We start from the raw sequence: 23592 nt of genomic DNA, 5'->3' as shown, positions 1-23592 counted from the left end.
CCCAGGAGAGCGACACATGCACATCCATCGTCCCACCACCCAGGCGCTCAAGGCGCTGGCCGTGGCCAGCGTGCTGGCCTGCAGCGGCGCGGCCAGCGCCGCCGATGCCCCGTATGCCCCGGTGACCGACGCGCGCCTGAAGGCCGCCGCCAGCGACAGCGGCTGGCTGATGTACCGCCGCGACTACACCAGCCGCGGCTATGCGCCGTTCAAGACCATCGACACCGGCAACGTGGCCAACCTCAAGCCGGCCTGGGACTGGAAGAGCGAGTTCGACATGGGCCACGAGGCCCCGCCGATCGTCAACGGCGACTACCTGTTCATCACCACGCCGAAGAACCACCTGATCGCCTTCCAGGCCAGCACCGGCAAGAAGCTGTGGGAGTACGCCCACGACCTGTCCAACGTCGGCCTGAAGACCATCTGCTGCGACGTGGTCAACCGCGGCGTGGCGCTGTACGAGGACAAGGTCTACATGGCCACCCTGGACAACCACGTGGTCGCGCTGAACGCGCAGACCGGCGATGTGGCCTGGAACGAGCAGCTCAACGCGCCCGATGTGGGCTATGCGATGACCCTGGCCCCGCTGGTGGTCAAGGGCAAGGTGATCGTGGGCGTGTCCGGCGGCGAGTACGGCGCGCGCGGCTTCATCGAGGCGCTGGACGCCAAGACCGGCAAGCAGGTGTGGAAGCTGCACACCATACCGCTGCCGGGCGAGCCGGGCGGCGACACCTGGCCCAAGGGCGCGGCCGAGACCGGCGGCGGCGCGGCCTGGCTGACCGGCAGCTACGACGCCGACACCGACACGCTGTTCTGGGGCGTGGGCAATCCCGGCCCGTGGCTGGCCACGCTGCGCCCGGGCGACAACCTGTACACCGACTCGGTCATCGCGGTGAACCCGGCCGACGGCAAGATCAAGTGGCACTACCAGTACACGCCCAACGACACCTGGGACTACGACGGCACCAACGAGACGGTGCTGACCGACATCACCTACAAGGGCAAGAAGTACAAGGCCATCGTCAGCGCCAGCCGCAACGGCTGGTTCTATGCGATCGACCGCACCAACGGCAAGCTGATCTACGCCGAGAAGTTCGCCACGGCCACCTCGGTCAGCGGCTTCAAGGACGGCAAGCCGGTCACCGATCCGGCGATGCGCCCGACCGTGGACAAGGAAGTGTTCACCTGCCCCAGCTTCCTGGGCGGCAAGAACTGGTGGCCGATCTCGGTCAGCCCCGACACGCACATGGCCTACGTGCCGACCCTGCACACCTGCATGACCATGAAGGGCGCGGCGGTCAGCTACAAGGCCGGCCTGCCGTTCCTGGGCGAGACCTTCCTGGTCAAGCGCGACCCGGCCTTCCCCAACCACTGGGGCGCGGTGCAGGCGATCGATCTGAACACCGGCAAGCAGGTCTGGAACTTCCCGTCCGAGCTGCCGTGGAACGGCGGCATGTTGACCACCGCCGGCGGCCTGCTGTTCTCCGGCAGCGCCGATGGCTACCTGTACGCCTTCGACGCCAAGACCGGCAAGGTCCTGTGGAAGAGCCCACAGATGGCCTCCGGCGTGCTGGGCGTGCCCTCCACCTGGACCGTCAACGGCAAGCAGTACGTCGGCGTGTACGCGGGCTGGGGCGGCGGCGTGCCGATCTGGGGCGGCGAGATGGCCAAGGACCCGAAGGTCCGCAACATCCCGCTCGGCGGCCACCTGTACGTGTTCTCGCTGTAAGCATTCGCACCCCGGAGCCAGGCCATGAAACACACCCCGCACCCCACCCTCCTCCGTTCCGTCCTGTCGCTGGCGCTGTGCGCCGGCGGCATCGGCGCCGCCCAGGCCGCCGTCTCGGTCTGCGTGGACAGCTCCAGCCCGACCGCGGCGATGGACAAGGCCATCGCCGCGGCCGTGGCCAAGCAGCAGAAGACCACCTTGTCGGTGCACGAGTTCGATGGCACCGGCGATGACGATGAAGGCTTCGACCTGAAGGAGTTCAACAAGCTGGCGGCCAAGGACTGCCAGCTGGTGCTCGGCTTCCCGGTCGATGCCAGCGCCTCGGGCGTGCCCGAGGGCCTCAAGGCCACCGCCGCCTACGGGCGCACCGGCTTCGTGCTGGTCACCCCGCACGGCAGCCAGGCCCGATCGCTGGCCACGCTGCCGGCGGGCAGCCCGGTCGCGGTGACCTACCAGACCACGCCCAACCTGTACTTCGCCGATTACCCGAAGCTGCAGGCCGACGTGCACCTGACCAACGACGACGCCATCGAGGCGCTGGAGCAGCACAAGGTCGGTGCGGCCATGCTGTGGCGTCCGGCGGTGGTCGGCTGGCTGAGCGCGCACAAGGACGCCGCGCCGTTCGACTACGCCGAGCTGGACGAGCCGCATGCGCGCTGGAACCTGGTGGCCCTGTACGACCCGGCCAACGCCGCGGCCGCACAGGCCTTCGAGGCCAGCGTCGCCACGCTCGGCGCCGACGGCACGCTGGGCAGGCTGCTCGATCCCTACGCGGTGCTGGCCACGCCACAAGGCAGCGGCAAGGCCCAGGCCAACGCGACCACGCAGGCGATGTTCAGGCGCGGCGCGCAGCTGGCCTGGAACGGCGCCGGCGCAGGCCCTGCAGCGGCCGCCACGGCCGCGGCCGGCGATGCGCCCAAGCTGTTCACCGCCGCGCAGGCCGACAAGGGCAAGCAGGAGTACGCCGACAACTGCGCGCTGTGCCACGGCGACACGCTGGCCGGCCGCGCCGGCCCGGCACTGAAGGGCAAGCACTTCGCCAACCCGGCGGCGGGCTTCCACGTGGGCGACATCTTCACCATCGTCTCGCAGAACATGCCCGCCACCCAGCCGGCCAGCCTGGACCATGACACCTACGCCAACATCATGGCCTTCATCCTGCAGGAGAACGGCTACCCGGCCGGCGACAAGCCGCTGACCTTCGACGAGGCCAAGGCCTCCAAGGAGCCGCTGGTCTACCGCGGCAACGAGCCGTAAGCGCAACGCCGCCGCGACGCGCGTCCACGCGCTGCGGTCGCAGCCCGGCGACGGGCGATCGACGGGCGCAGGCGGCTCGACTCCGGTCTGCGCGCGCGCTTCTGGCGTTCCACCCCACGCCGTGCGCATCCGCGGGGGATGCGTGCGGCGTGGGCCCTTGTTGGAGCCGCCGCTCGTCTCTCCTTACCCCGCACGACCTGAGGACCCAACCCGATGCGCAAGCTGATCCCCACCCTGCTGTTGCTGTGCCTGGCCTGCCTGGCCCCGACCGCGTTCGCCAAGACCTGCAACGTCGCCATCAGCGGCGACGATGCGATGAAGTTCGACAAGACCGAGATCCGGATCGACGCGGCCTGCACCCAGGTGAGCGTGACCCTGACCCATACCGGCAAGTTGGCCGCCAACGTGATGGGCCACGACTGGGTGCTGGCCAAGACGGCCGACATGGCCGGCATCGATGCCGATGGCATGAAGGCCGGCATGGCCGCCGGGTTCATCAAGGCCGGCGACGAACGCGTGATCGCCCACACCAAGGTGATCGGCGGCGGTCAGCGCGACACGGTGACCTTCTCCACGTCCAAGCTGACCAAGGGCGGCGACTACAGCTTCTTCTGCTCCTTCCCGGGCCACTCCACGCTGATGAAGGGCAAGTTCGTCTTCGGCTGAGCCACCGCGGCCGTGCATGCGTCACGGCTCGGGAATCGACGGGTCGGGGAATTGACCGGGATCAAGGCGGGGGCCGATGCGTCGGCCTAGCCTGCGGCTGGAGACACCCCCACAGGAGCTGTGAATGCCATGAACAAGACGATGAAAGCCGCCGTGGTCCGCGCCTTCGGCCAGCCGCTGACGATCGAGGAAGTGACCGTGCCGCGGCCCAGGGCCGGCGATCTGCTGGTCAAGATCGAAGCCTGCGGCGTATGCCATACCGACCTGCACGCGGCCGAGGGCGACTGGCCGGTCAAGCCCAACCCGCCCTTCATCCCCGGCCACGAGGGCGTCGGGCATGTCGTGGCCGTCGGCGAAGGCGTTACCCACGTCAAGGAAGGCGACCGCGTCGGCATCCCGTGGCTGTACTCGGCCTGCGGCCACTGCGAGCACTGCCTGGGCGGCTGGGAGACGCTGTGCGAGGCGCAGCAGAACACCGGCTACTCGGTCAACGGCGGCTTCGCCGAGTACGCGCTGGCCAACGCCGGCTATGTCGGCCATCTGCCGAAGAACGTCGGCTTCGTCGAGGTCGCGCCGATCCTGTGCGCCGGCGTCACCGTGTACAAGGGCCTGAAGGTCACCGACACCCGGCCCGGCAACTGGGTGGTGATCTCCGGCATCGGCGGCCTGGGCCACATGGCGGTGCAGTACGCCAAGGCGATGGGGCTGAACGTGGCCGCGGTGGACGTGGACGACGCCAAGCTGGCGCTGGCCACGCGCCTGGGCGCGACGGTGACGGTCAACGCGCGCACCACCGATCCGGTGGCGTATCTGAAGAAAGAGATCGGCGGCGCGCACGGCGCGCTGGTCACCGCGGTCTCGCCCAAGGCCTTCGAGCAGGCCATTGGCATGGTCCGCCGCGGCGGCACGGTCTCGCTCAACGGCCTGCCGCCGGGCCAGTTCCCGCTGGACATCTTCGGCATGGTGCTCAACGGGGTGACCGTGCGCGGCTCCATCGTCGGCACGCGCCTGGACCTGCAGGAGTCGCTGGAGTTCGCCCAGGCCGGCAAGGTCGCCGCGACGGTGACCACCGACACGCTGGACAACATCAACGCGGTGTTCGCCAGGATGCACGCCGGCCAGATCGAAGGCCGCGTAGTGCTGGACATGGCGGCATAACAGGCCATGCTTGCGCACCGCGCTCGCCAGTGGGATCCGCGTCGCGCACGCGGATCTTCACCCTTGCGGTGGACCGGCGTGTTCTCCTAGTCGCGTGCGCCCGGCCTGCCGACGCACGCGCCACCCGCGTAGCCCGAGGCTGCGCGGTGCGCCTTCTTTCCTTCCCCATGATGCCTTGACGTTGATGACCCGTTTTCGCCCGACTTCGCTGTACGCGGCCTGCCTGGCCGCGCTGTCCGCCTCCGCCCCTGCCCTGGCCGACGAGCCCGCCGCGCCGACCGATGCGCTCACCCTGGACCGCATCGTGGTGACCACGCGCCTGGAGCGCGTCCCGGCCTTCCGCGTGCCCGCGTCGGTGTCGAGCATCGACCTGGGCGAAGGCGGCCACAACGACGTCAACCTGTCCGACGAGCTGCAGGGCGTGCCCGGCATCCTGGCGCGCGACCGGCAGAACTACGCCCAGGACACGCAGCTGTCGGTGCGCGGCTTCGGCGCGCGCACCACCTTCGGCGTGCGCGGCATCCGCCTATATGCCGACGGCATCCCGGCGGCGATGCCCGACGGCCAGGGCCAGGTCTCGCACTTCAACCTGCTCGGCGGCGGCCGCGTGGACGTGCTGCGCGGGCCGTTCTCGGCGCTGTACGGCAATTCCTCCGGCGGGGTGATCCAGCTGTGGAGCGCCGCGCCGACCCAGGCGCCCGAGCTCACGGTGCAGACCACCTACGGCCGCGACGACAGCTGGACCGCCGGCGCCCGCGTGCGTGGCACCGCCGGCGCGGTGGGCTACAACGTGGCCGTGCAGCGCTTCATGACCGACGGCTATCGCCAGCACAGCGCGGCCGACCGCGATTCGGGCAATGCCAAGTTCACCTTCGACTTGGGGAGCGCCGGCACGCTGGACCTGGTCGGCAACGCCTTCCGCAGCGATGCGCAGGATCCGCTGGGCCTGACCAAGGCGCAGGTCAACGCCGACCGCACCCAGGCCACGCCGCAGGCCGAGCAGTACGACACCCGCAAGTCGGTGCAGCAGAACCAGCTGGGCGCGCTCTACACCCTGCCGCTGAGCGCGCAGCAGACCGTGCGCGTGTCCGCCTGGGGCGGCAACCGCAAAGTGGTGCAGTACCAGTCCATTCCCGCCGCGACCCAGGCCAATCCCCTGCAGGCCGGCGGCGTGATCGACCTGGACAGCGACTACGGCGGCGCCGACGGGCGCTGGTCGTGGCAGGGCGAGGCGGCCGGGCGGCCGCTCGAGTTCACCGCCGGCACCAATTTCGAGAAGCAGCGCCAGCAGCGGCGCGGCTACGAGAACTTCGTCGGCAGCACGCTGGGCGTGCGCGGCCGGCTGCGCCGCAACGAGCGCGATGTGGTGGAGAACTTCGACCAGTACGCGCAGGCCTACTGGGAATTCATGCCGCGCCTGTCGCTGCTGGCCGGCCTGCGCCATAGCCAGGTGCGCTTCTCCTCGCGCGACTTCTACATCACCGCCGGCAACCCGGACGACAGCGGCCGGCGCACCTATTCGGAGACCACGCCGGTGGCCGGCCTGAGCTTCGCCGCGCGCGAGGACCTGAGCCTGTACGTGTCGGCCGGGCGCGGCTTCGAGACGCCGACCTTCAACGAGATCGGCTACCGCGCCGATGGCGGGGCGGGGCTGGCCTTCGACCTGCAGCCCTCGATCAGCCGCAATGTCGAGCTGGGCGCCAAGTGGCATGCCCAGTCCGGCGCGCATGCCGAGCTGGCGCTGTTCCGCGCCAACACCGACGACGAGCTGGCCGTGGCCCGCAACGTCGGCGGCCGCAGCAGCTATCGCAACGTCGGCAGCGCGCGCCGCCAGGGCGTGGAGCTGAGCGCCGGCCTGCCGCTGGCGCAGGACTGGTCGCTGGATCTGGCCTATACCTATCTGGACGCCACCTTCCGCGACAGCTTCCCGATCTGCACCGCCGCCGGCTGCAACAACCCCACCACCCTGGTGGCCGCCGGCACGCGCATCCCGGGCACCGCGCGCAACCAGCTCAACGCGACCCTGGGCTGGCGCCACGGCGATTGGAGCGCGCAGCTGGACGGGGAAGGCGTGGGCGATGTCACCGTCAACGACGCCGGCACGGCGCGCGCGCCGGGGTACTTCCTGGTCGGGCTCGAGGCCGGTTATCGCTGGCGCTACGCCAGCGGCGCGCTGAAGGGCTTCGTGCGCGTGGACAACGCGCTGGATCAGCGCTACATCGGCTCGGTCATCGTCAACGAAGGCAATGGCCGCTACTACGAACCCGGTCCGGGCCGCGGCGTCATGGTCGGCGCACGCTGGACCTGGGGCGGCGACGGCTGATCGCCCCCCCTCAACCCATCAGGAGCCCGTCATGGACACCCGCCAGGTCATCGCCACCCTGCCCGCCCTGCAGCTGATCGAGCGGCTGCGCGGCCGCCACGGCCCGGTGCTGTTCCACCAGTCCGGCGGCTGCTGCGACGGCTCCTCGCCCATGTGCTACCCGGTCGGCGACTTCATCGTCGGCGACCGCGACGTGCGCCTGGGCGAGATCGGCGGGGCGGATTTCTATATCAGCCCCTCCCAGTTCGAATACTGGAAGCACACCCAGCTGATCATCGATGTGGTGCCCGGGCGCGGCGGGATGTTCTCGCTGGACAACGGCGAGGGGGTGCGCTTCCTGGTGCGCTCGCGGCTGTTCGCGGACGAGGAGTTCGAAGCGTTGCAGGCGGAGGGGAAGGTTTAGGTTCCACCTTCGCCGCTTGCGCCGTTGGCGTCGCTCGGAGGCAAGTGCGCAAGAGCAAAGTCCCTGGATGACCAGCGCTGCGCGCTGTTGTGAAGCGCCTCCCGCGTTCGCGGGAATGACGATCTGAAAGGGCTGCTTCGGCTGTTGCTGTTGCTGTTGCTGTTGCTGTTGCTGTTGCTGTTGCTCGAGAGCTTGCGCTTCGCTTCACCTGTCTGAGCCATAAAGCACGCCGAGCACCGCAGCGAAGCAGGGCCGAAGAGGCGCCCTGTTTGAGCGAAGCGAGTTTGGGCGCCGTGCCCTGCTTCGCGAGGAGCGCAGGGGACCGATGCGAAGCATCGGCGTGCGTCCGGCGAGAAGCGGTTTTGGCTACTTTTGACAAGACAAAAGTAGCTCGCGCCCGTAGGCGCGAAAGCCTTTGCATCAAGCGCGCCGCAGGCGCGTGCTTTTAACTCAAGGCGCAGAGGCGTGCGCCCAAGCACGCCCTCAGAACCGCACAAAGTACGGCACCGCCATCAACCCCACCCCCACCACAAACGTCACCCAAGCGCTATCCACAAACCAAGTGAACACCCCCAACGCCAAGCCACACAACGCCGGCACCAGCGCCCGCTGCCGCACCCCATACACCAGATAGCCGCTTCCGATCGCGCCGAACAGCAACCCCCAGATCAGATTCGCGGTGTCCATCGCGCGCGCCGCTAGCCGAGCGGCACGCGATGCGCCGCGTCGGCGCCAACCACCGTGGTCCACGGCCTCACCGTCCAGCTGGCGACGATGCCCTCGACCACGTAGGGATCGCCTTCGGCGAAACGCCGCGCAGCACTGTCGTCCTCGCCCTGGAACAGCAGCAGCGCCGACTCGGGCGGATCGCCGACCGCGCCGCCCAGCACCAGCTCCCCGCGCGCCACCGCCTGGCGCGCATAGGCCAGATGGGCGGCCCGATGCAGCGGGCGGCGCTGCAGGTAGTCCGGGGCGGTCTGGTAGAACAGCAGGAAGTGCATGGGCGGCTCCGGTGAGGCAGGCGCCCAGTGTGGTCCCCGGCCAGGCCGGCTTCAATCGCGCCGCGCGGCTGAATGGTGTCGCCCGCAACCACCGCAGGATGGGACAAACCCGCGCCGTTGCGCGCTCTGCGCTTGCCCGCGCCTGCTACGATTGGCGCCCTTTCGCGCGCCGGGGGCCATCGCCGCCGGCACGCGGAACGCGCCGCGTCGCGCCCCCTTCCTCCCGCCATGTCGAGTCACGCCGTGTCTTCTTTTGCATCCGTTGAACAGGTCCCGGGCGATCCCATCCTGGGCCTGACCGAGGCCTACAACCACGATCCCCGCCCGGGCAAGGTCAATCTGGGCGTGGGCATCTACTACGACGAAACCGGCCGCATCCCGCTGCTCAAGGCCGTGGCCAAGGTCGAGGAAGCCCTGGCGCTGGAGGCCAAGCCGCGCGGCTATCTGCCGATCGACGGCCTGCCGGCCTACACCCAGGCCACCCGCGAGCTGCTGTTCGGCAAGGATTCGCCGCTGCTGGCCGCCGGCCGCGTGGCCACCACCCAGACCGTCGGCGGCAGCGGTGCGCTGCGCGTGGGCGCCGAGACCCTGCGCAAGCTGCTGCCGCACGCCACCCTGGCGCTGAGCAAGCCCTCGTGGGAGAACCACCGCGCCGTGTTCGAGGCCGCCGGCTTCGAGGTCGGCGAGTACACCTACTTCGACGCGGCCACCCACGGGGTGGACTTCGCCGGCATGCTGGCCGACCTGAAGGCGCTCAAGCCCAAGACCACCGTGCTGCTGCACGCGTGCTGCCACAACCCCACCGGCGCCGACCTCACCGTCGAGCAGTGGAAGCAGGTGGCGCAGGTGTTGAAGGAGGGCGACCTGTTCCCCTTCATCGACCTGGCCTACCAGGGCTTCGACAAGGGCATCCGCGAGGACTCGGCCGCGCTGCAGGTGATCGTCGACGCCGGCATCAGCGATTTCATCGTCGCCAGCTCGTACTCCAAGTCGTTCTCGCTGTACGGCGAGCGCGTGGGCGCGCTGTCGATCGTGGCGGCCACCGCCGAGCAGGCCAAGGCCGTGCAGTCGCACGTCAAGCGCATCATCCGCACCATCTACTCCAGCCCGTCCACGCACGGCGCCGCCCTGGTGGCCGGTGTGCTGAACAACCCCGAGCTGCGCGCGGAGTGGGAAGACGAGCTGACCGCCATGCGCGAGCGCATCCATTCGCTGCGCGCGGGCCTGGTGCAGAAGCTGGCCGACGCCGGCGCCGGCGACTTCGGCTTCATCTCCAAGCAGGCCGGCATGTTCAGCTACTCGGGCTTGACCCGGGACCAGGTGGACCGCCTGCGCGAGGAACACGCCATCTACGCCATCGGCTCGGGCCGCATCTGCGTGGCCGCGCTCAACGCCGGCAACCTGGAGCGCGTCGCCCAGGCCATCGCCCAGGTGGTCAAGGGCTAGTCGTGCGTGGGTGAGGCGAGGGCGAGGAGTGAGCGGATGTCTCACTTCTCACCTCTCACTCACCGTCATTCCCGCGAAAGCGGGAATCCATGGACGTTAGCTTCCGCTTGAAAGGCACTGGATTCCCGCGTTCGCGGGAATGATGGGGTTGAGCATCGCGCTGGGACGTCGGAAGCGAGCTCAGTCAGGAAGCGGGCGCCGAGTGGGAGGGTGCGCGCACGTGCAGCCCTTGCTCGCTCTTTTTTGCGATCTCAGCGCCACCTGCCCAGTGCCGCCTCGGAACCCACTATCGTCGTTCCCGCGAAAGCGGGAACCCAGGGACTTTCGCGCCGAAGCGCCAACGTCCATGGATTCCCGCTTTCGCGGGAATGACGGCGTTGGGCATCGTGCTTGAATGTCGGAAGCAGGCAACGAAGCGCGGAAGGCCACGCAGATTCGCCCACGCGCGGCTCCCGCTCACTCCTCTCCGCTCACTCCTCCCTGGTTTCCCCATCTGCGCCCCCTACACCCACCCGCGCCCCCGCGGCGTCTGGCCGATGCCGGGGTTGAAGCGGTTGGTCGGGTCGAGCTGGCGGTAGAAGGCGGCCAGCGCCGGCTTAGCGCGGTAGAGGTGGCCGACGTTGTGCTCGGCCGGGTATTCGGCGCCGCGCGCGTCCAGGCGCTTCCACATCGCATGCTCGATCGCCAGCGGGTCGCTGCCCTTGCGCGCGATGTAGTCCTGGTGGAACACGTGGCAGAAGAAGTGGCCGTAGTAGAGCTTGGCGATGAGCTGGTCGTCCAGGTCCGCGGGCAGGGTTTCGACCCAGTCGCGGTCGTCGCGGCGCAGGGCGATGTCGAGGGCGACGATGTCCTCGACGCGGTCGCGGTGCACCTGGCGGTAGCGGATCGCCGCACCGGCGATGGCGAAGCGGTGCAGGAAAGCCTTGCGCCCCTCCTCCGCATCGCACTGGAACCAGTCGCCCTCGCGTCCGGCGAAATACGCGCGCAGGAAGGCGGCGGTCGACTCGGCGCTGTCCCGGGCCACGCGGATCAGCAGGTGGTGCTCGAAGCGCGCGCGGAACTCGGTCATGCGCCGCGGCAGGTGAGGCGGCAGCAGGCCGGCCAGGCGCTGCAGCGCGCGGTCGCTGACCCCGTGCAGCCCCAGCCGCTCGAAGAACGCATCGACGCGGCTCTTCAGCGCGAACGCCCTGGGCACGCGCACGGTGCCGAGGCGGTCGATCAGCAGGAAGGTGTCCTTGCCGTAGCGCTCGCCGATGTCGTAGGCGTCGCGATGGATGTACTCGCCGGCCACCGGCAGCGACGGCAGCGCGGTCAGCAGATGCCGGCGCACGGCGGTGAGGTCGTCCGGCGCGTTGCTGCCGACGTAGAACACCACCGTGTCCTCCTTCGGGAAGGTGTCCAGGCGCACGGCGAACAGCGCCAGCCTGCCGGCCGAGCCCGAGGCCTCGTGCAGCCGCGTCGGGTCGGCGTTGAAGCGCGCCGGCGTGGCGGCATCGACCTGGCGCACGTGCGCGGCATAGGTGTGGTCGGAGGCGGCCCTGGACGGATCGTTGACGATATCGGCCGCGGTGTACCGCCCGGCCTGCAGCCGCGTGAGCATGTCCTCTGGGTCCTCGCCCAGCGCGATGCCTAAGTGGTTGACCAGGCGCAGCACGCCGTCGGCGCCCAGCTGTGCGTACAGGGCCAGCTCGGTATAGGCCGGGCCGCGCCGCACCAGCGCACCACCGGAGTTGTTGCACACCCCGCCCAGCACCGAGGCGCCGATGCAGGACGAGCCGATCACCGAATGCGGCTCGCGCCCCAGCGGCGCCAGCGCGCGCTCCAGCGCATCCAGCGTGGCCCCGGGCAGGCACACCACCTGGGCGCCGTCGTTGATCAGCTGCACCCCGGTCAGGCGCAGCGTGCTGAGCAGCAGGACCGGGCGCTCGTAGTCCTCGCCATCGGGCGTCGAGCCGCCGGTCAGGCCGGTATTGGCGGCCTGCAGGATCACGATCACATCGGCGGCCACGGCGGCCTGCAGCACGCGCCACTGCTCCACCAGCGTGCCCGGCTGGACCACCGCCAGCACCGGCCCTTCGCCGAAGCGCTGGCCCTTGCGGAAGCGGCGCGTGCGCTTGTCGTCGGTCAGCACGTGGCGGCGGCCGACGATGCCGCGCAACGTGTCCAGCAGGGCCGCGTCGCCGCGCGCGCTCACGGCAGGCGGTCGGCCGGCAGCGCGTCGGCGGGCACCAGCATGTGCGGGCCCATGTCGGCGATGCTGCGCGTGCTGGTGAGCGTCATGGCCACGCGCATTTCCTTCTCGATCAGGCCCAGCAGATGCTCCACGCCGGCGCCGCCGGCCGCGGCCAGCGCGTACAGCCAGGCCCGCCCCAGCAGCACCGCATCGGCGCCCAGGGCGAGCATGCGCACCACGTCCAGGCCGGTGCGGATGCCGGAGTCGGCTAGCAGCTTGATGTCGCCCTTGACCGCATCGGCGATGGCCGGCAGCGCGCGTGCGCTGGACAGGACGCCGTCGAGCTGGCGCCCGCCGTGGTTGGACACCACGATGCCGTCGGCGCCGAAGCGCACCGCATCGCGCGCGTCGTCCGCATCGAGGATGCCCTTGATCAGCATCGGGCCCTTCCAGAACTCGCGGATCCACTCCAGATCCTTCCACGAGATCGAAGGATCGAAGTTGGCCGCCAGCCAGCCGATGTAGTCCTCCAGCCCGGTCGGCTTGCCCAGGTAGCGCGAGACATTGCCCAGGTCGTGCGGGCGGCCGTGCAGGCCCACGTCCCACGCCCAGCGCGGATGGGTCAGCGATTGCCAGTAGCGGCGCAGCGCCGCGTTCGGCCCGCTCATGCCCGAGTGCATGTCGCGATAGCGCGCGCCGGGCACCGGCATGTCCACGGTGAACACCAGCGTCCTGACGCCGGCGGCCTGCGCGCGCTCCAGCGCGTGGCGCATGAAGCCGCGGTCCTTGAGCACGTACAGCTGGAACCACATCGGCCGCGTCAGCGTCGGCGCGACTTCCTCGATGGGGCACACCGAGACGGTGGATAGGGTGAAGGGGATGCCCTTGCGCGCGGCGGCCTGCGCGGCCTGGACCTCGCCGCGGCGGGCGAACATGCCGGTCAGGCCGACCGGCCCCAGCACCACGGGCATGGCGAGGGTCTCGCCGAACAGCGTGGTCGACAGGTCCAGCTGCGACATGTCCTTGAGCACGCGCTGGCGCAGGGCGATCTCGCCCAGGTCGGTCACGTTGCGCGCCAGCGTGCGCTCGGCGTAGGCGCCGCCGTCGGCGTAGTGGAACAGGAACGGCGGCAGCCGGCGCTGGGCGGCGGCGCGGTAATCGGTGGAGGAGGCGATGATCATGGCAGCGGGCGGTCCGGTGGGAGGCGCGAGGCGCGGGCGCGGCGCGCCTCGTCCTCGTCGAGGGTCTTGAGCGAGCCGTGCACGAAGGCCAGGTGCTCGTGCGCGGCATGGCGCGCGCGGTCGGCATCGCCGGCCAGTACCGCGTCCTTCAGCGCGCGGTGCTGGGCCAGCAGCGGTGCGAAGGTCTGCGGCGAGGTGTAGAGCTTCTCGCGGTTCTGCGAGATGTTGGACTGCAGCAGCCGGAACAGCGCGCGCATCACCTGCAGCAGCACCAGGTTGTGCGAGGCCTCGGCGATGGCCAGGTGGAAGTCCGCATCGGCCTGGGCCTGGCGGGCCGCATCGCCCTGCTCATGCGCGGCCAGGAGCGCCTCGAAGGCGGCGGCGATGCGCGCGCGGTCGGCCTCGGTCGCGCGCTGGGCTGCGTGCCAGGCGGTGGCGCCTTCCAGCGCGTGGCGGATCTCCAGCACGTCGAAGCGGTATTCCGGGTCGCCCTGGAACAGCGGCAGGTACGGCGCCAGCTGCGCATCGAGGGCCGCGTCCAGCGGCGCCGGCGCGCGCACATAGGTGCCGCCGCCGACCCGGCTGACCAGCAGGCCCTGGCTGGCCAGCTGGGCGATGCCCTCGCGCAGGGCCGAACGCGAGACCGCCAGTTCGAGGGCCAGGGCGCGTTCGGCCGGCAGGCGTTCGCCGGGCTTGAGCCCGCGGCGGTCGATCAGCGCGCGCAGCTGGGCCGCCACGCGGTCGGGGACGCGCTCGGCCGGGCGCGTGGCGACGGGCGGGGCATCAGCGGACAGGGGGTGGGATCGGGGCATGGCAGGACTCGCGGCGGCGGCCGGGCGCCCTCGCCCGTCCCATCGGCCGGTGGCGCGCCGCACCTGCGTGCGATCGCCACTCAATTGGTCATACCAAATTACGCTCGGCCTGGCCTAAATTAGGCGCCACCCACTCGGGCGATGTCAATCGCGACGATTATCGCCTCAAGAGGTCCGACCAATCACCACACACCAGGCCACACCTTCCACGTCCGGCGGGCGTGCGCGTCCCAGGCCGTGCCGAAGGCCTGGGCCAGCACCGCTTCCTCTACCCGCATGCGGCGGGCGAAGGCCGCCGTCGCCGCCAGCGCGATCACCGCCAGCGAGGCCCAGCTGCCCAGGCCCACGCCCAGGCCGTAGAAGCACGCCAGCGCGCCGGTGTAGGACGGATGGCGCAGCCAGCGATACGGCCCGGCGGTGATCAGCGCATGGCCGGGCTGGATGCCCACATCCACGGTGAACTGCCGCCCCAGCACCGCGATCGCCCACAGCCGGAACGCCAGCCCGCCGACCACCATCGCCGTGCCGGTCCACAGTAGCGGCAGGCGCCAACCCGGCGGCCAGCGGCCGATGCCCAGCACGCTCAGCACCACGCCGACGAAGATCGCCGCATACAGCACCGTCCACAGCATGCGCAGCGTGCCGCCGTCGCGCGCCGGATCGTCCTGACTGCGGCGCCGGTGGCTGATGAACACTTCCACCGCCCACCACGCGGCGCAGGCGATCCAGAACAGCAGTTGCGGCAGGTCGACGGTCATGGCGATGGCTTCCGGCTGGGCGCGTTGTCGCGCAGTGGGATCAGTGTGCGCCGGGCCTGCGTCACAGGCCGGTGCCGAGCGTCATCGACACGACCTGCCGGAAGTCACGACTTGCCGCCCGCCCATTGCCGGCTGCGCGGGGGCGGGCGAGCATCGGTCCATGCGACCGACCCTGCGCGAGTTCTTCGAGCCCCTCAATATCGCCGGCCTGATCACCATCGCCGCGGTGACGCTGTCGTTCGGCTTCGAGGCCGATGGCGGCGTGCTGCGCTGGTGGTTGCTGGGCGGCTTCGCCGGGCTGTTCATCGCCTACGACTGGATCAAGGGCCACGCGGTCCTGCGCGATGCGGCGCTGTGCGTGCAGGCGGCGCTGGCGCTGTGGCTGGTCTACCTGGAACCGCGCGCCGGCACCGCGCCGGTGCTGCTGGTGATGCTGGTGGCGCATGCGGCCATGTGCTGGCGGCCGGCGGTGGTGCTGGCCTTTGGCGTGGCGATCAATGTGGGCCTGTACCTGACGCTGGATGCGGTGGATGTCAGGCGGCAGTGGCTGATGGTGGTCATCTACGCCAGCTTCCAGGCGTTCTCGGCGCTGGTGGCCTATTACGCGCGCAATGCCGAACGCACGCGCGACGCGCTGGCCCTGGTCAATGCCGACCTGCTGGCCACGCGCGCGCTGCTGGCCGACAGCGCGCGCGACGCCGAGCGCCTGCGCGTGGCGCGCGAGCTGCACGACGTGGCCGGGCACAAGCTCACCGCGATGAAGCTCAACCTGCGTGCGCTGGCCGGCGACCCGGCCCTGGCCGAACGCAGCGAGGTGCGCATCGCCCAGCAGCTGTCCAGCGAGCTGCTCGACGACATCCGCAGCGTGGTCCAGGCCCTGCGCGACACGCGCGGGCTGGACCTGCATACCGCGCTGCGCGCGCTGGCCGCGCCGCTGCCGCGCCCGGCGCTGGCGCTGGACATCGCCGCCGACGCCACCGTCACCGACCCGGCCCTGGCCGAGACCCTGCTGCGCGTGGTGCAGGAGGCCCTGACCAACACCGCCCGCCACACCGATGCCGACACGCTGCACGTGCGCCTGGCGCGCGAGGGCGAGGCGCTGCTGCTGCGCATCGAGGACAACGGCCAGCGCGCCGCGCGTCTGCGCGAAGGCAATGGCCTGTCCGGCATGCGCGAGCGCATCGCCGCCGCGCACGGCCGCCTGGACATCGATCTCACCCCCCACGGCGCGTTGCGCCTGACCGCCAGGATCCCCGCATGAGCCCCTCCGCTTCCATCACCGTCGCTTTGGCCGACGATCAGGCGCTGGTGCGCGCCGGCCTGCGCGCGCTGCTGCAGCAGCAGGGCATCGCGGTGGCGTTCGAGGTCAGCGATGGCGCCGAGCTGATCGAGCGCCTGGCCGCCCAGCCGGTGGACGTGGTGCTCAGCGACATCCGCATGCCCGGCGTGGACGGCATCGAGGCGCTGACCCGGCTGCGCGCGGCCGGCGATGCCACCCCGCTGCTGCTGCTGACCACCTTCGACGATGCCGACCTGCTGCTGCGTGCGACCGAGGCCGGTGCGCAGGGCTTCCTGCTCAAGGACGCCGCGCCGGAGGATCTGCGCGATGCCATCGTGCGCGTGGCCGGCGGCGACACGCTGCTGCAGCCGGTCAGCACCGAGCCGGTGCGGGCGCGCTACGCCTACCGCGAGCAGGACGCCCCGCGCGAGCCGTTCAACGAGCGCGAGGTGGCGATCCTGCGGCTGCTGGCCGGCGGGTATTCCAACAAGGAGATCGCACGCACGCTGTTTCTGGCCGAAGGCACGGTGAAGAACTATGTGTCGGTGATCCTGGACAAGCTCGGCACCCGCGACCGCACCCGGGCGGTGCTCAAGGCGATCACGCTGCGGGTGATTTGAGGCTGCCTCGGGCGGAGCATCGCGCGTCCACAACCGGCGACGCGCTCCTGCCCCCTCCCTTGCGAAGCAGGGGAGCTCGAAGTCGCGGCTAGCGACTGAGGGGGAGGGGTTGGCTTTTGCTGTTGAGGTTGGTGTTGCTGTTGCTTCTTGCCGCAGGTAACAGCAAAAGCAAAGGCAAGAACAAAAGCCAACCCCTCCCCAGCCCTCCCCTTCGCTTCGCGAAAGGGAGGGGGCAGGAGCAGAAGCAAAAGCAGCGGCAAAGGCGACGGCGGCTGCGTCGCCGGACAACGAGATTCGTCGCTGACATATCCGCGGTCACACGATTGCGGCGACAATGCCGGCCCCCACGTCGCCCGAAGGTCCCCACCACGATGCAGCCCGTCACCCTGACCCGCTACCTGGTCGAAGAACAGCGCGCCGGCCGTATCAGCGCCGAACTGCGCCAGCTGATTTCCGTCGTCGTGCGCGCCTGCACCAGCATCTCGGTGGCGGTGAGCAAGGGCGCGCTGGGCGGCGTGCTGGGCGAGGCCGGCACCGGCAACGTGCAGGGCGAGGCGCAGAAGAAGCTGGACGTGATCAGCAACGACATCCTGCTGGAAGCCAACGCCTGGGGCGGCCACCTGGCCGCCTGCGCCTCGGAGGAGATGGACTACGCCATGCCGGTGCCGGACGAGTATCCGCACGGCGAGTTCCTGCTGCTGTTCGACCCGCTGGACGGCAGCTCCAACATCGACGTCAACGTCTCGGTGGGCACCATCTTCTCGGTGCTGCGCTGCCCGAAGGACCATGTCGAATCGCCCACCGACGCCGACTTCCTGCAGCCCGGCCGCGACCAGGTCGCCGCCGGCTACTGCATCTACGGGCCGCAGACCATGCTGGTGCTGACCACCGGCCACGGCACCCACGGCTTCACCCCTGGATCGCGAGCAGGGCCTGTTCGTGCTGACCCAGCCGCGCATGCAGGTGCCGGCGCAGACCGCCGAGTTCGCCGTCAACATGTCCAACCAGCGCCACTGGGAGCCGCAGATGCAGGCCTACGTGGCCGACCTGCTGGCCGGCCGGGACGGCCCGCGTGGCAAGGACTTCAACATGCGCTGGATCGCCTCGATGGTGGCCGACGTGCATCGCATCCTGACCCGCGGCGGGATCTTCATCTATCCGCGCGACCTCAAGGACCCGTCCAAGGCCGGCAAGCTGCGCCTGATGTACGAGGCCAACCCGATGGGCCTGCTGATCGAGCAGGCCGGCGGCCTGGCCAGCACCGGCCGCGCCCGCATCCTGGACCTGCAGCCCGATCAGCTGCACCAGCGCGTGCCGGTGTTCATCGGCTCGCGCGAGGAAGTCGAGGCGGCCGAGCGCTATCACGCCGATTGAGGCCCCGCGCCGCGGGCCACGGATGACCGCCACCTGACGTCGGCGTCAGCTTCCTGAGACAATCCCGGGCTTCCGGCCGCGTCCAGGCGGCGTCCGAACAGGTGCTTGTCCCATGGCTTCAGCTTCCCCGCGCCGCGATGTCGGCCCCTTCGCGCTCATGCTCACCGGCCTGGGCTCGATCATCGGCTCGGGCTGGCTTTTCGGCGCCTGGCGCGCGGCGGGCCTGGCCGGTCCGGGCGCGATCTGGGCCTGGGTGTTTGGCGCGGCCATCATCACCACCATCGCCCTGACCTATGCCGAGCTGGGCGCGATGTTCCCCGAATCCGGCGGCATGGTGCGCTACAGCCACTATTCGCACGGCGCCCTGGTGGGCTTCATCGCCGGCTGGGCCAACTGGATCGCCATCGTCTCGGTGATCCCGGTCGAGGCCGAGGCCTCGGTCCAGTACATGGCGTCGTGGCCCTATCCCTGGGCGCAGGCGCTGTACATGCATCTGCCGGGTGGCCAGGGCGAGCTGGCCGAGCCCGGGCTGCTGATCGCCGCCGCGCTGGTGCTGGTGTACTTCTTCCTGAACTTCTGGAGCGTCAAGCTCTTCGCCCACTCCAACACGGCCATCACCGTGTTCAAGCTGGTGGTGCCGGCGGCCACCGGCGTGGCGCTGATCGCCAGCGGCTTCCACCAGGAGAACTTCTCGGTCGGCGTGCACGGCGGGCGCGACACGCTGGACCTGGCCGCGGTGCTGACCGCGGTGGCCACGGCCGGCATCGTGTTCAGCTTCAACGGATTCCAGAGCCCAGTGAACCTGGCCGGCGAGGCGCGCAACCCGGGCCGCAGCATCCCCTTCGCCGTGCTCGGCTCGATCGCGCTGGCCACGGTGATCTACCTGATCCTTCAGGTGGCCTACCTGGGCGCGGTGCCGCCGGACCTGCTGGCCAAGGCCGGCTGGCACGGCATCGACTTCCGCTCGCCGTTCGCCGAGCTGGCGATCATCGTCAACCTGCACTGGCTGGCGATGCTGCTCTACGCCGATGCCTTCATCAGCCCCTCGGGCACCGGCATCACCTACACCGCCACCACCTCGCGCATGATCTACGGCATGGAGCGCAACGGCACGCTGCCGGCGCTGCTTGGCCGGCTGCATCCGCGCTGGGGCGTGCCGCGCCCGGCGATGTGGCTGAACCTGGTGGTGTCCTACCTGTTCCTGTTCTTCTTCCGCGGCTGGGGCACGCTGGCGGCGGTGATCTCGGTGGCGACGATCATCTCCTACCTCACCGGCCCGGTCAGCGCGATGGCGCTGCGCCGCAGCGCGCCGGACCTGCCGCGTCCGCTGCGCCTGCCCGGCCTGCCGCTGCTGGCCGGCGTGGCCTTCGTCATGGCCACCGAGCTGCTGTACTGGGCGCGCTGGCCGCTGACCGGGGAGATCATCCTGCTGATGGCCGTGGCCCTGCCGGTCTACGCCTGGTCGCAGCACCGCCGCGGCTGGCCGGACCTGCGCCGCCAGCTGCGCGGCGCGGCCTGGCTGCTGGCCTACCTGCCTGCGGTGGCGCTGCTGTCCTGGGGCGGCAGCACCACCTTCGGCGGCCACGGCTACCTGAGCTACGGCATGGACCTGGCCGTGGTGGCGGTGGTGGGCGTGGTGTTCTACCTGTGGGGCGTGCGCGCCGGCTGGCGCACGCCGGCGCTGGGCGAGGCCACGAATCGCTGAGCGCTGCTATCGTGCAGGCCATGCACGAACAGGATCTCATCGCGGTGATCGACGGGGCCGTCCCCGCCGACACCTGCGCCGCCATCGTCGCCCGCTTCGAAGCCAGCGGCCAGGAAGCGCCGGGCCGGGTCGGCGGCGGCCACTTCCCTGAGCTCAAGCGCTCGAGCGACATCGCCATCAGCGGCCAGCACGGCTGGGCCGACGTGGAACAGGCGCTCAACCAGGCGGTGTTCGCCGGGCTCAAGGAATACCTGCGCACCTATCCGTTCGCGCTGATCGCGCCGGTGATGCTGCAGTACACCCCGCAGGGCGGCAGCGCGCGGCGCATCGGCTACGAAGACCTGGAGACGATCGACGACGCCACCCTGTCCGACCTGATGACGGCGGTGTTCCGCCCCGGGCGGATCAACCTGCAGCGCTACCGCGCCGGCGAAGGCGGCTACCCCTACTGGCACTGCGAGCTGTACCCGAAGGACAAGCAGGCCGAGACCCTGCACCGCCACCTGCTGTGGACGCTGTACCTCAACGATGGCTTTCAGGCCGGCGAGACCGAGTTCTTCCACCAGCAGCGCAAGATCGCCCCGCGCACCGGCAGCCTGCTGATCGCCCCGGCCGCCTTCACCCACACCCACCGCGGCAACCGTCCGCAGGGCGGCGACAAGTACATCGCCACCAGCTGGGTGCTGTTCCAGCCCGCGACCAAGCTCTACGGCGGCTAAGGCCCCGGTGCTGTCGCGGCATCAGGCGCGCTAGCGCTGTTCGGCCAGCAGCAGGCTGGTCTCGGAGGCGGCGATGCCTTCGATGTCGCGCAGGCGGCGCAGGGCCTGGTCGAAGCCGGCCAGGTCGTCGGTGCGCACCTCGGCCACCAGGTCCCAGCGGCCGTTGGTGGAATACACGCTCACCACCTCCGGCAGGCGGCGCAGGGCGGCCACGACCTTGTCGGTGGCGCCGCCGCGGACCTCGATCTGGGTGATGGCGCGCACGCCGTGCAGGCCGTCCTCGTTGGCCAGGCGGATGGTGAAGCCCAGCAGCAGGCCGCTGCGCTGCAGGCGGGTGATGCGGTTCTGCACGGTGCTGCGCGAGACCTTGAGCTGCTTGGCCAGCAGCGCGGCAGGCGTGCGGCTGTCGGCCCGTAACAAAGCGATGAGATCCTGGTCCAGGGCGTCGAGGGCTTCGGCCATGGCGGGCCTCCGGAGGGCGAATGGAAGTCTGGCGATTCGCCAGCGCCTGTCATCGATTTGACAGAAATCCGGCAAACACTGGCGATCTGCGCGCTTCTTGCTGGTTTGCGCGCGGCCTAGGATGCCACAACGCCAATCACGAGACGCTTGCCCATGTCGACCTCGCCCCGCCCGCGCGTGCTGATGTGCCCGCCCACGCACTTCTCGGTGGACTACGACATCAACCCCTGGATGACCGGCAACCGCGACCAGGCCGACCGCGGCCGCGCGCAGCGCCAGTGGGAGAACCTGCGCGCCCTGGTGGCCGATGCGGCCGACGTGGAACTGATCCCGCACGTGCCGGGCCTGCCGGACATGGTGTTCACCGCCAACGCCGGGCTGGTCTATCGCGACCTGGCCGTGCCCAGCCGCTTCCGCCATGCTGAGCGCGCCGGCGAGGAGCCGCATTTCACCCAGTGGTTCGCCGGGGCGCGCTTCGCAGTGGACCTGCTGGACGGGATCGAGTTCGAAGGCGCTGGCGATGCGCTGCTCGATCGCGCCGCGCCGCGGCTGTGGTTCGGCTATGGCCACCGCAGCGATGCGCGCGCCGCCGCCGCACTACAGGAACGGCTGGGCCTCGAGGTGGTGCCGCTGCGGCTGGTCGATCCGCGCTTCTATCACCTGGACACCTGCCTGTGCCCGCTGTCCGGCGGCGAGCTGCTGTACTTCCCCGCGGCCTTCGACGAGACCGCACAGGCGGCCATCGCCGCACGCCTGCCGGAAGCCAAGCGCATCGCGGTGTCCGAGGAAGACGCGCTGGCCTTCGCCTGCAACGCGGTCAACCTGGACAATGTGGTGATCCTCAACCGCGCCAGTGCCGCGCTGCGCCAGGCGCTGGCCGCGCACGGCTATCGCGTGCGGGAGACACCGCTGGATGAGTTCCTCAAGGCCGGCGGCTCGGCCAAGTGCCTGACGCTGCGGCTGGACGAGCCGGGGCTGAACTAGACCTGCCCGGCGCGTTCAGGCGGCGCGACGAAGCGCAAGCGCTTTCAGTCACTGGCGTTGAATGCGGGGGCGTGCACCGTGGCGCCACACCAAAGCGCCATCAAGGAGCGCGCCATGAAACTCCGCAACCGTACTTCGCTCGCCATCGCCACCCTGCTCACCGTGAGCCTGTCGGCTCCGGTCTGGGCGCAGAGCGCGCAGACCGACAAGCCGATGGACCACGCCGGCATGCAGCACAGCGACGCCATGCCGCCGGACAAGTCCGACCAGCCGGGCACCGACACCTGGATCACCACCAAGGTCAAGGCCGATCTGCTGGCCAGCAAGGGCGTCTCGGGCACCGACGTGTCGGTGGAGACCAAGGACGGCGTGGTCTGGCTGAGCGGCACCACCGCCACCAAGGCCGAGAAGGACCGCACCGTTGCCAAGGCCAAGGCCATCGAAGGCGTGAAGAGCGTCAACGCGACCAAGCTGAAGGTCGTCGCGGCGACCAAGAAGTAAGCCGCGTCCATCAGCTTCGGACAAAGGACGGCGCCTTTCGGCGCCGTCCTTTTTTGTGCAGCTGCACGGCGATGCGCGCGGTTCGAACGGTTCAAGCTTTCCCGCTGCGCAGCGTCCACAGCGCCGCGCCCACGATCAGCGCGCCGCCCAGCCAGCCGGCCACGGCGAGCCGTTCGCCCAGCCACACCACCGCGAACAGCGCGCCCCACACCGGCTCGGTGCCCATCAGCAGGCCCACGCGGCTGGGCGTGCCGCGGCGCAGCGCCCAGTTCTGCGCCACCAGGGCGAACACCGTGCAGCCCAGCACCAGGTAGAGACAGGCCCACCAGAAGGCGCCGGCCTGCGGCAGCGCGGGCAGGCCGGCGGGCAGCAGCACCCACGCCAGCGCCAGGCAGCCGGTGCCCACCACGGCGGACTGCACGGCGGTCAGCAGCAGCATCGGTGCCTGCGCATGCCGGCGCGTGAGCCCGCTGGTGGCACAGGCCGTGATCGCCCGCAGTACCGCGGCGGCCAGCATCAGCGCATCGCCCCAGCCCCAGTGCATCCGCGGGCCGCCGGCGAGCAGGGCGGCGCCGGCCAGGGAGACCGCCGCACAGGCCACCACCACCGCGGCCGGCCGCCGGCCCAGCAATGCCCATTCGGCGAACGGCGTGAACACCACGCACAGGCTGATCAGGAAGGCCGCGTGGCTGGCCTGGGTGTGCGCCACGCCGTAGGTCTCGCACAGGAAGATCGCCAGCAGCAGCCCGCCCAGCGGCAGACCGGCGCGCACGGCGCCGCGCCACTGCGCCCGGGTGGCGCGCAGACAGGCCGGCGCCAGCAGCGCGGTGGTCAGCAGGAAGCGCACGGCCAAAAAGCCCAGCACGGGGTAGAACGCCAGCGCGCCCTTGGCCACGCCGTAGCTGGTGCCCCAGACGATGGCGACCAGCAGCAGGGCGGCGTCGGCGGCACGCAGCAGCCTGGGCGCGGCTGGCGAGGGCGAGGATGCGAGGGTGGGAGCGGAAGTGGACATGGGCGCAGCGTATATTCGCGATCCTGCCG

At 70.4% G+C, this 23592-nt stretch carries 21 protein-coding genes and 1 pseudogene; 14 read left to right on the top strand and 8 right to left on the bottom strand.

Annotated features, from left to right (window positions below; genetic code table 11):
* Window positions 1–16 precede the first annotated feature (16 nt).
* The 6 genes from QE438_RS15020 to QE438_RS14995 all read left to right on the top strand — a co-directional run bounded on the left by QE438_RS15020 (window position 17) and on the right by QE438_RS14995 (window position 7536).
* Window positions 17–1729 carry a methanol/ethanol family PQQ-dependent dehydrogenase gene (locus tag QE438_RS15020; protein WP_130520440.1) on the top strand — a complete coding sequence of 571 codons (1713 nt, stop codon included), beginning with the start codon at window positions 17–19 and terminating at the stop codon, window positions 1727–1729.
* A 24-nt stretch (window positions 1730–1753) separates the two neighbouring features.
* Window positions 1754–2986: a cytochrome c gene (locus QE438_RS15015; protein ID WP_307184101.1), complete on the top strand. Its 1233-nt coding sequence runs from the start codon at window positions 1754–1756 to the stop codon at window positions 2984–2986.
* Window positions 2987–3199: 213 nt separating this feature from the next.
* Complete coding sequence (gene azu, locus QE438_RS15010) at window positions 3200–3652, top strand: azurin (protein ID WP_130532263.1); 453 nt, start codon at window positions 3200–3202, stop codon at window positions 3650–3652.
* 129 nt (window positions 3653–3781) lie between these two features.
* Window positions 3782–4810: an alcohol dehydrogenase AdhP gene (adhP, locus tag QE438_RS15005; RefSeq protein WP_306994554.1), complete on the top strand. Its 1029-nt coding sequence runs from the start codon at window positions 3782–3784 to the stop codon at window positions 4808–4810.
* A gap of 184 nt (window positions 4811–4994) precedes the next feature.
* On the top strand, window positions 4995–7133 hold the full coding sequence (locus QE438_RS15000) for a TonB-dependent receptor (protein ID WP_306994557.1): 2139 nt from the start codon (window positions 4995–4997) through the stop codon (window positions 7131–7133).
* Window positions 7134–7164: 31 nt separating this feature from the next.
* A complete protein-coding gene (locus tag QE438_RS14995; protein WP_130520430.1) occupies window positions 7165–7536 on the top strand; it encodes a DUF779 domain-containing protein in 372 nt (123 codons plus the stop codon).
* A 483-nt stretch (window positions 7537–8019) separates the two neighbouring features.
* Here QE438_RS14995 and QE438_RS14990 read toward each other — a convergent pair whose 3' ends face one another.
* On the bottom strand, window positions 8020–8223 hold the full coding sequence (locus QE438_RS14990) for a hypothetical protein (RefSeq protein WP_130534218.1): 204 nt from the start codon (window positions 8221–8223) through the stop codon (window positions 8020–8022).
* Window positions 8224–8234: 11 nt separating this feature from the next.
* A complete protein-coding gene (locus QE438_RS14985) occupies window positions 8235–8537 on the bottom strand; it encodes a YciI-like protein (RefSeq protein WP_130520427.1) in 303 nt (100 codons plus the stop codon).
* 243 nt (window positions 8538–8780) lie between these two features.
* On the opposite strand from QE438_RS14985, the gene QE438_RS14980 reads away from it, so the two are divergent.
* Window positions 8781–9983, top strand: coding sequence for an amino acid aminotransferase (locus QE438_RS14980; protein WP_306994559.1), 1203 nt, complete (start codon window positions 8781–8783; stop codon window positions 9981–9983).
* 502 nt (window positions 9984–10485) lie between these two features.
* On the opposite strand, the gene dld is transcribed toward QE438_RS14980, so the two are convergent.
* From dld to QE438_RS14960, 4 genes are all read right to left on the bottom strand, one after another.
* Window positions 10486–12177 carry a D-lactate dehydrogenase gene (gene dld / locus QE438_RS14975; RefSeq protein WP_306994561.1) on the bottom strand — a complete coding sequence of 564 codons (1692 nt, stop codon included), beginning with the start codon at window positions 12175–12177 and terminating at the stop codon, window positions 10486–10488.
* Window positions 12174–13337 carry an FMN-dependent L-lactate dehydrogenase LldD gene (gene lldD, locus QE438_RS14970; protein WP_306994563.1) on the bottom strand — a complete coding sequence of 388 codons (1164 nt, stop codon included), beginning with the start codon at window positions 13335–13337 and terminating at the stop codon, window positions 12174–12176. Before lldD ends, dld begins: the two co-directional genes overlap by 4 nt.
* Window positions 13334–14149 carry a transcriptional regulator LldR gene (gene lldR / locus QE438_RS14965; protein ID WP_306994565.1) on the bottom strand — a complete coding sequence of 272 codons (816 nt, stop codon included), beginning with the start codon at window positions 14147–14149 and terminating at the stop codon, window positions 13334–13336. The genes lldD and lldR overlap by 4 nt, the downstream gene beginning before the upstream one ends.
* Before the next feature lie 182 nt (window positions 14150–14331).
* Window positions 14332–14907 (bottom strand): isoprenylcysteine carboxylmethyltransferase family protein, encoded by a 576-nt coding sequence (locus QE438_RS14960; protein WP_306994567.1) that lies wholly within the window; start codon window positions 14905–14907, stop codon window positions 14332–14334.
* A gap of 160 nt (window positions 14908–15067) precedes the next feature.
* On the opposite strand from QE438_RS14960, the gene QE438_RS14955 reads away from it, so the two are divergent.
* The 5 genes and pseudogenes from QE438_RS14955 (at window position 15068) to QE438_RS14935 (ending at window position 20604) form a co-directional block, all read left to right on the top strand.
* Window positions 15068–16168, top strand: a complete 1101-nt coding sequence (locus tag QE438_RS14955) for a histidine kinase (protein WP_306994569.1) — start codon at window positions 15068–15070, stop codon at window positions 16166–16168.
* Window positions 16165–16806: a response regulator transcription factor gene (locus QE438_RS14950; protein ID WP_130524110.1), complete on the top strand. Its 642-nt coding sequence runs from the start codon at window positions 16165–16167 to the stop codon at window positions 16804–16806. The genes QE438_RS14955 and QE438_RS14950 overlap by 4 nt, the downstream gene beginning before the upstream one ends.
* Window positions 16807–17177: 371 nt before the next feature.
* Window positions 17178–18180: pseudogene (locus QE438_RS14945) on the top strand (class 1 fructose-bisphosphatase).
* Window positions 18181–18292: 112 nt separating this feature from the next.
* Entirely contained in the window at window positions 18293–19885 is a 1593-nt protein-coding gene (locus QE438_RS14940; RefSeq protein WP_306994573.1) for an APC family permease, read from the top strand.
* A gap of 20 nt (window positions 19886–19905) precedes the next feature.
* Window positions 19906–20604 (top strand): 2OG-Fe(II) oxygenase, encoded by a 699-nt coding sequence (locus QE438_RS14935; RefSeq protein ID WP_130524113.1) that lies wholly within the window; start codon window positions 19906–19908, stop codon window positions 20602–20604.
* Window positions 20605–20634: 30 nt separating this feature from the next.
* Here the strand turns inward: QE438_RS14935 and QE438_RS14930 are convergent, their stop codons facing one another.
* The gene (locus QE438_RS14930; RefSeq protein WP_130524115.1) at window positions 20635–21066 is read right to left on the bottom strand and encodes an Lrp/AsnC family transcriptional regulator; all 432 of its coding nucleotides are present in this window, start codon (window positions 21064–21066) and stop codon (window positions 20635–20637) included.
* A 153-nt stretch (window positions 21067–21219) separates the two neighbouring features.
* On the opposite strand from QE438_RS14930, the gene QE438_RS14925 reads away from it, so the two are divergent.
* Both QE438_RS14925 and QE438_RS14920 read left to right on the top strand, forming a co-directional pair.
* Window positions 21220–22050: an arginine deiminase-related protein gene (locus tag QE438_RS14925; RefSeq protein WP_306994576.1), complete on the top strand. Its 831-nt coding sequence runs from the start codon at window positions 21220–21222 to the stop codon at window positions 22048–22050.
* A gap of 114 nt (window positions 22051–22164) precedes the next feature.
* Window positions 22165–22551, top strand: coding sequence for a BON domain-containing protein (locus tag QE438_RS14920; RefSeq protein WP_130520400.1), 387 nt, complete (start codon window positions 22165–22167; stop codon window positions 22549–22551).
* A gap of 91 nt (window positions 22552–22642) precedes the next feature.
* Here the strand turns inward: QE438_RS14920 and QE438_RS14915 are convergent, their stop codons facing one another.
* Window positions 22643–23563, bottom strand: a complete 921-nt coding sequence (locus tag QE438_RS14915) for a DMT family transporter (protein ID WP_306994579.1) — start codon at window positions 23561–23563, stop codon at window positions 22643–22645.
* Window positions 23564–23592 lie beyond the last annotated feature (29 nt).

This window comes from Pseudoxanthomonas sp. SORGH_AS_0997 (assembly GCF_031453535.1).
Lineage (GTDB): Bacteria > Pseudomonadota > Gammaproteobacteria > Xanthomonadales > Xanthomonadaceae > Pseudoxanthomonas_A > Pseudoxanthomonas_A winnipegensis.
This window is presented reverse-complemented; position numbering and strand designations above follow the sequence as displayed.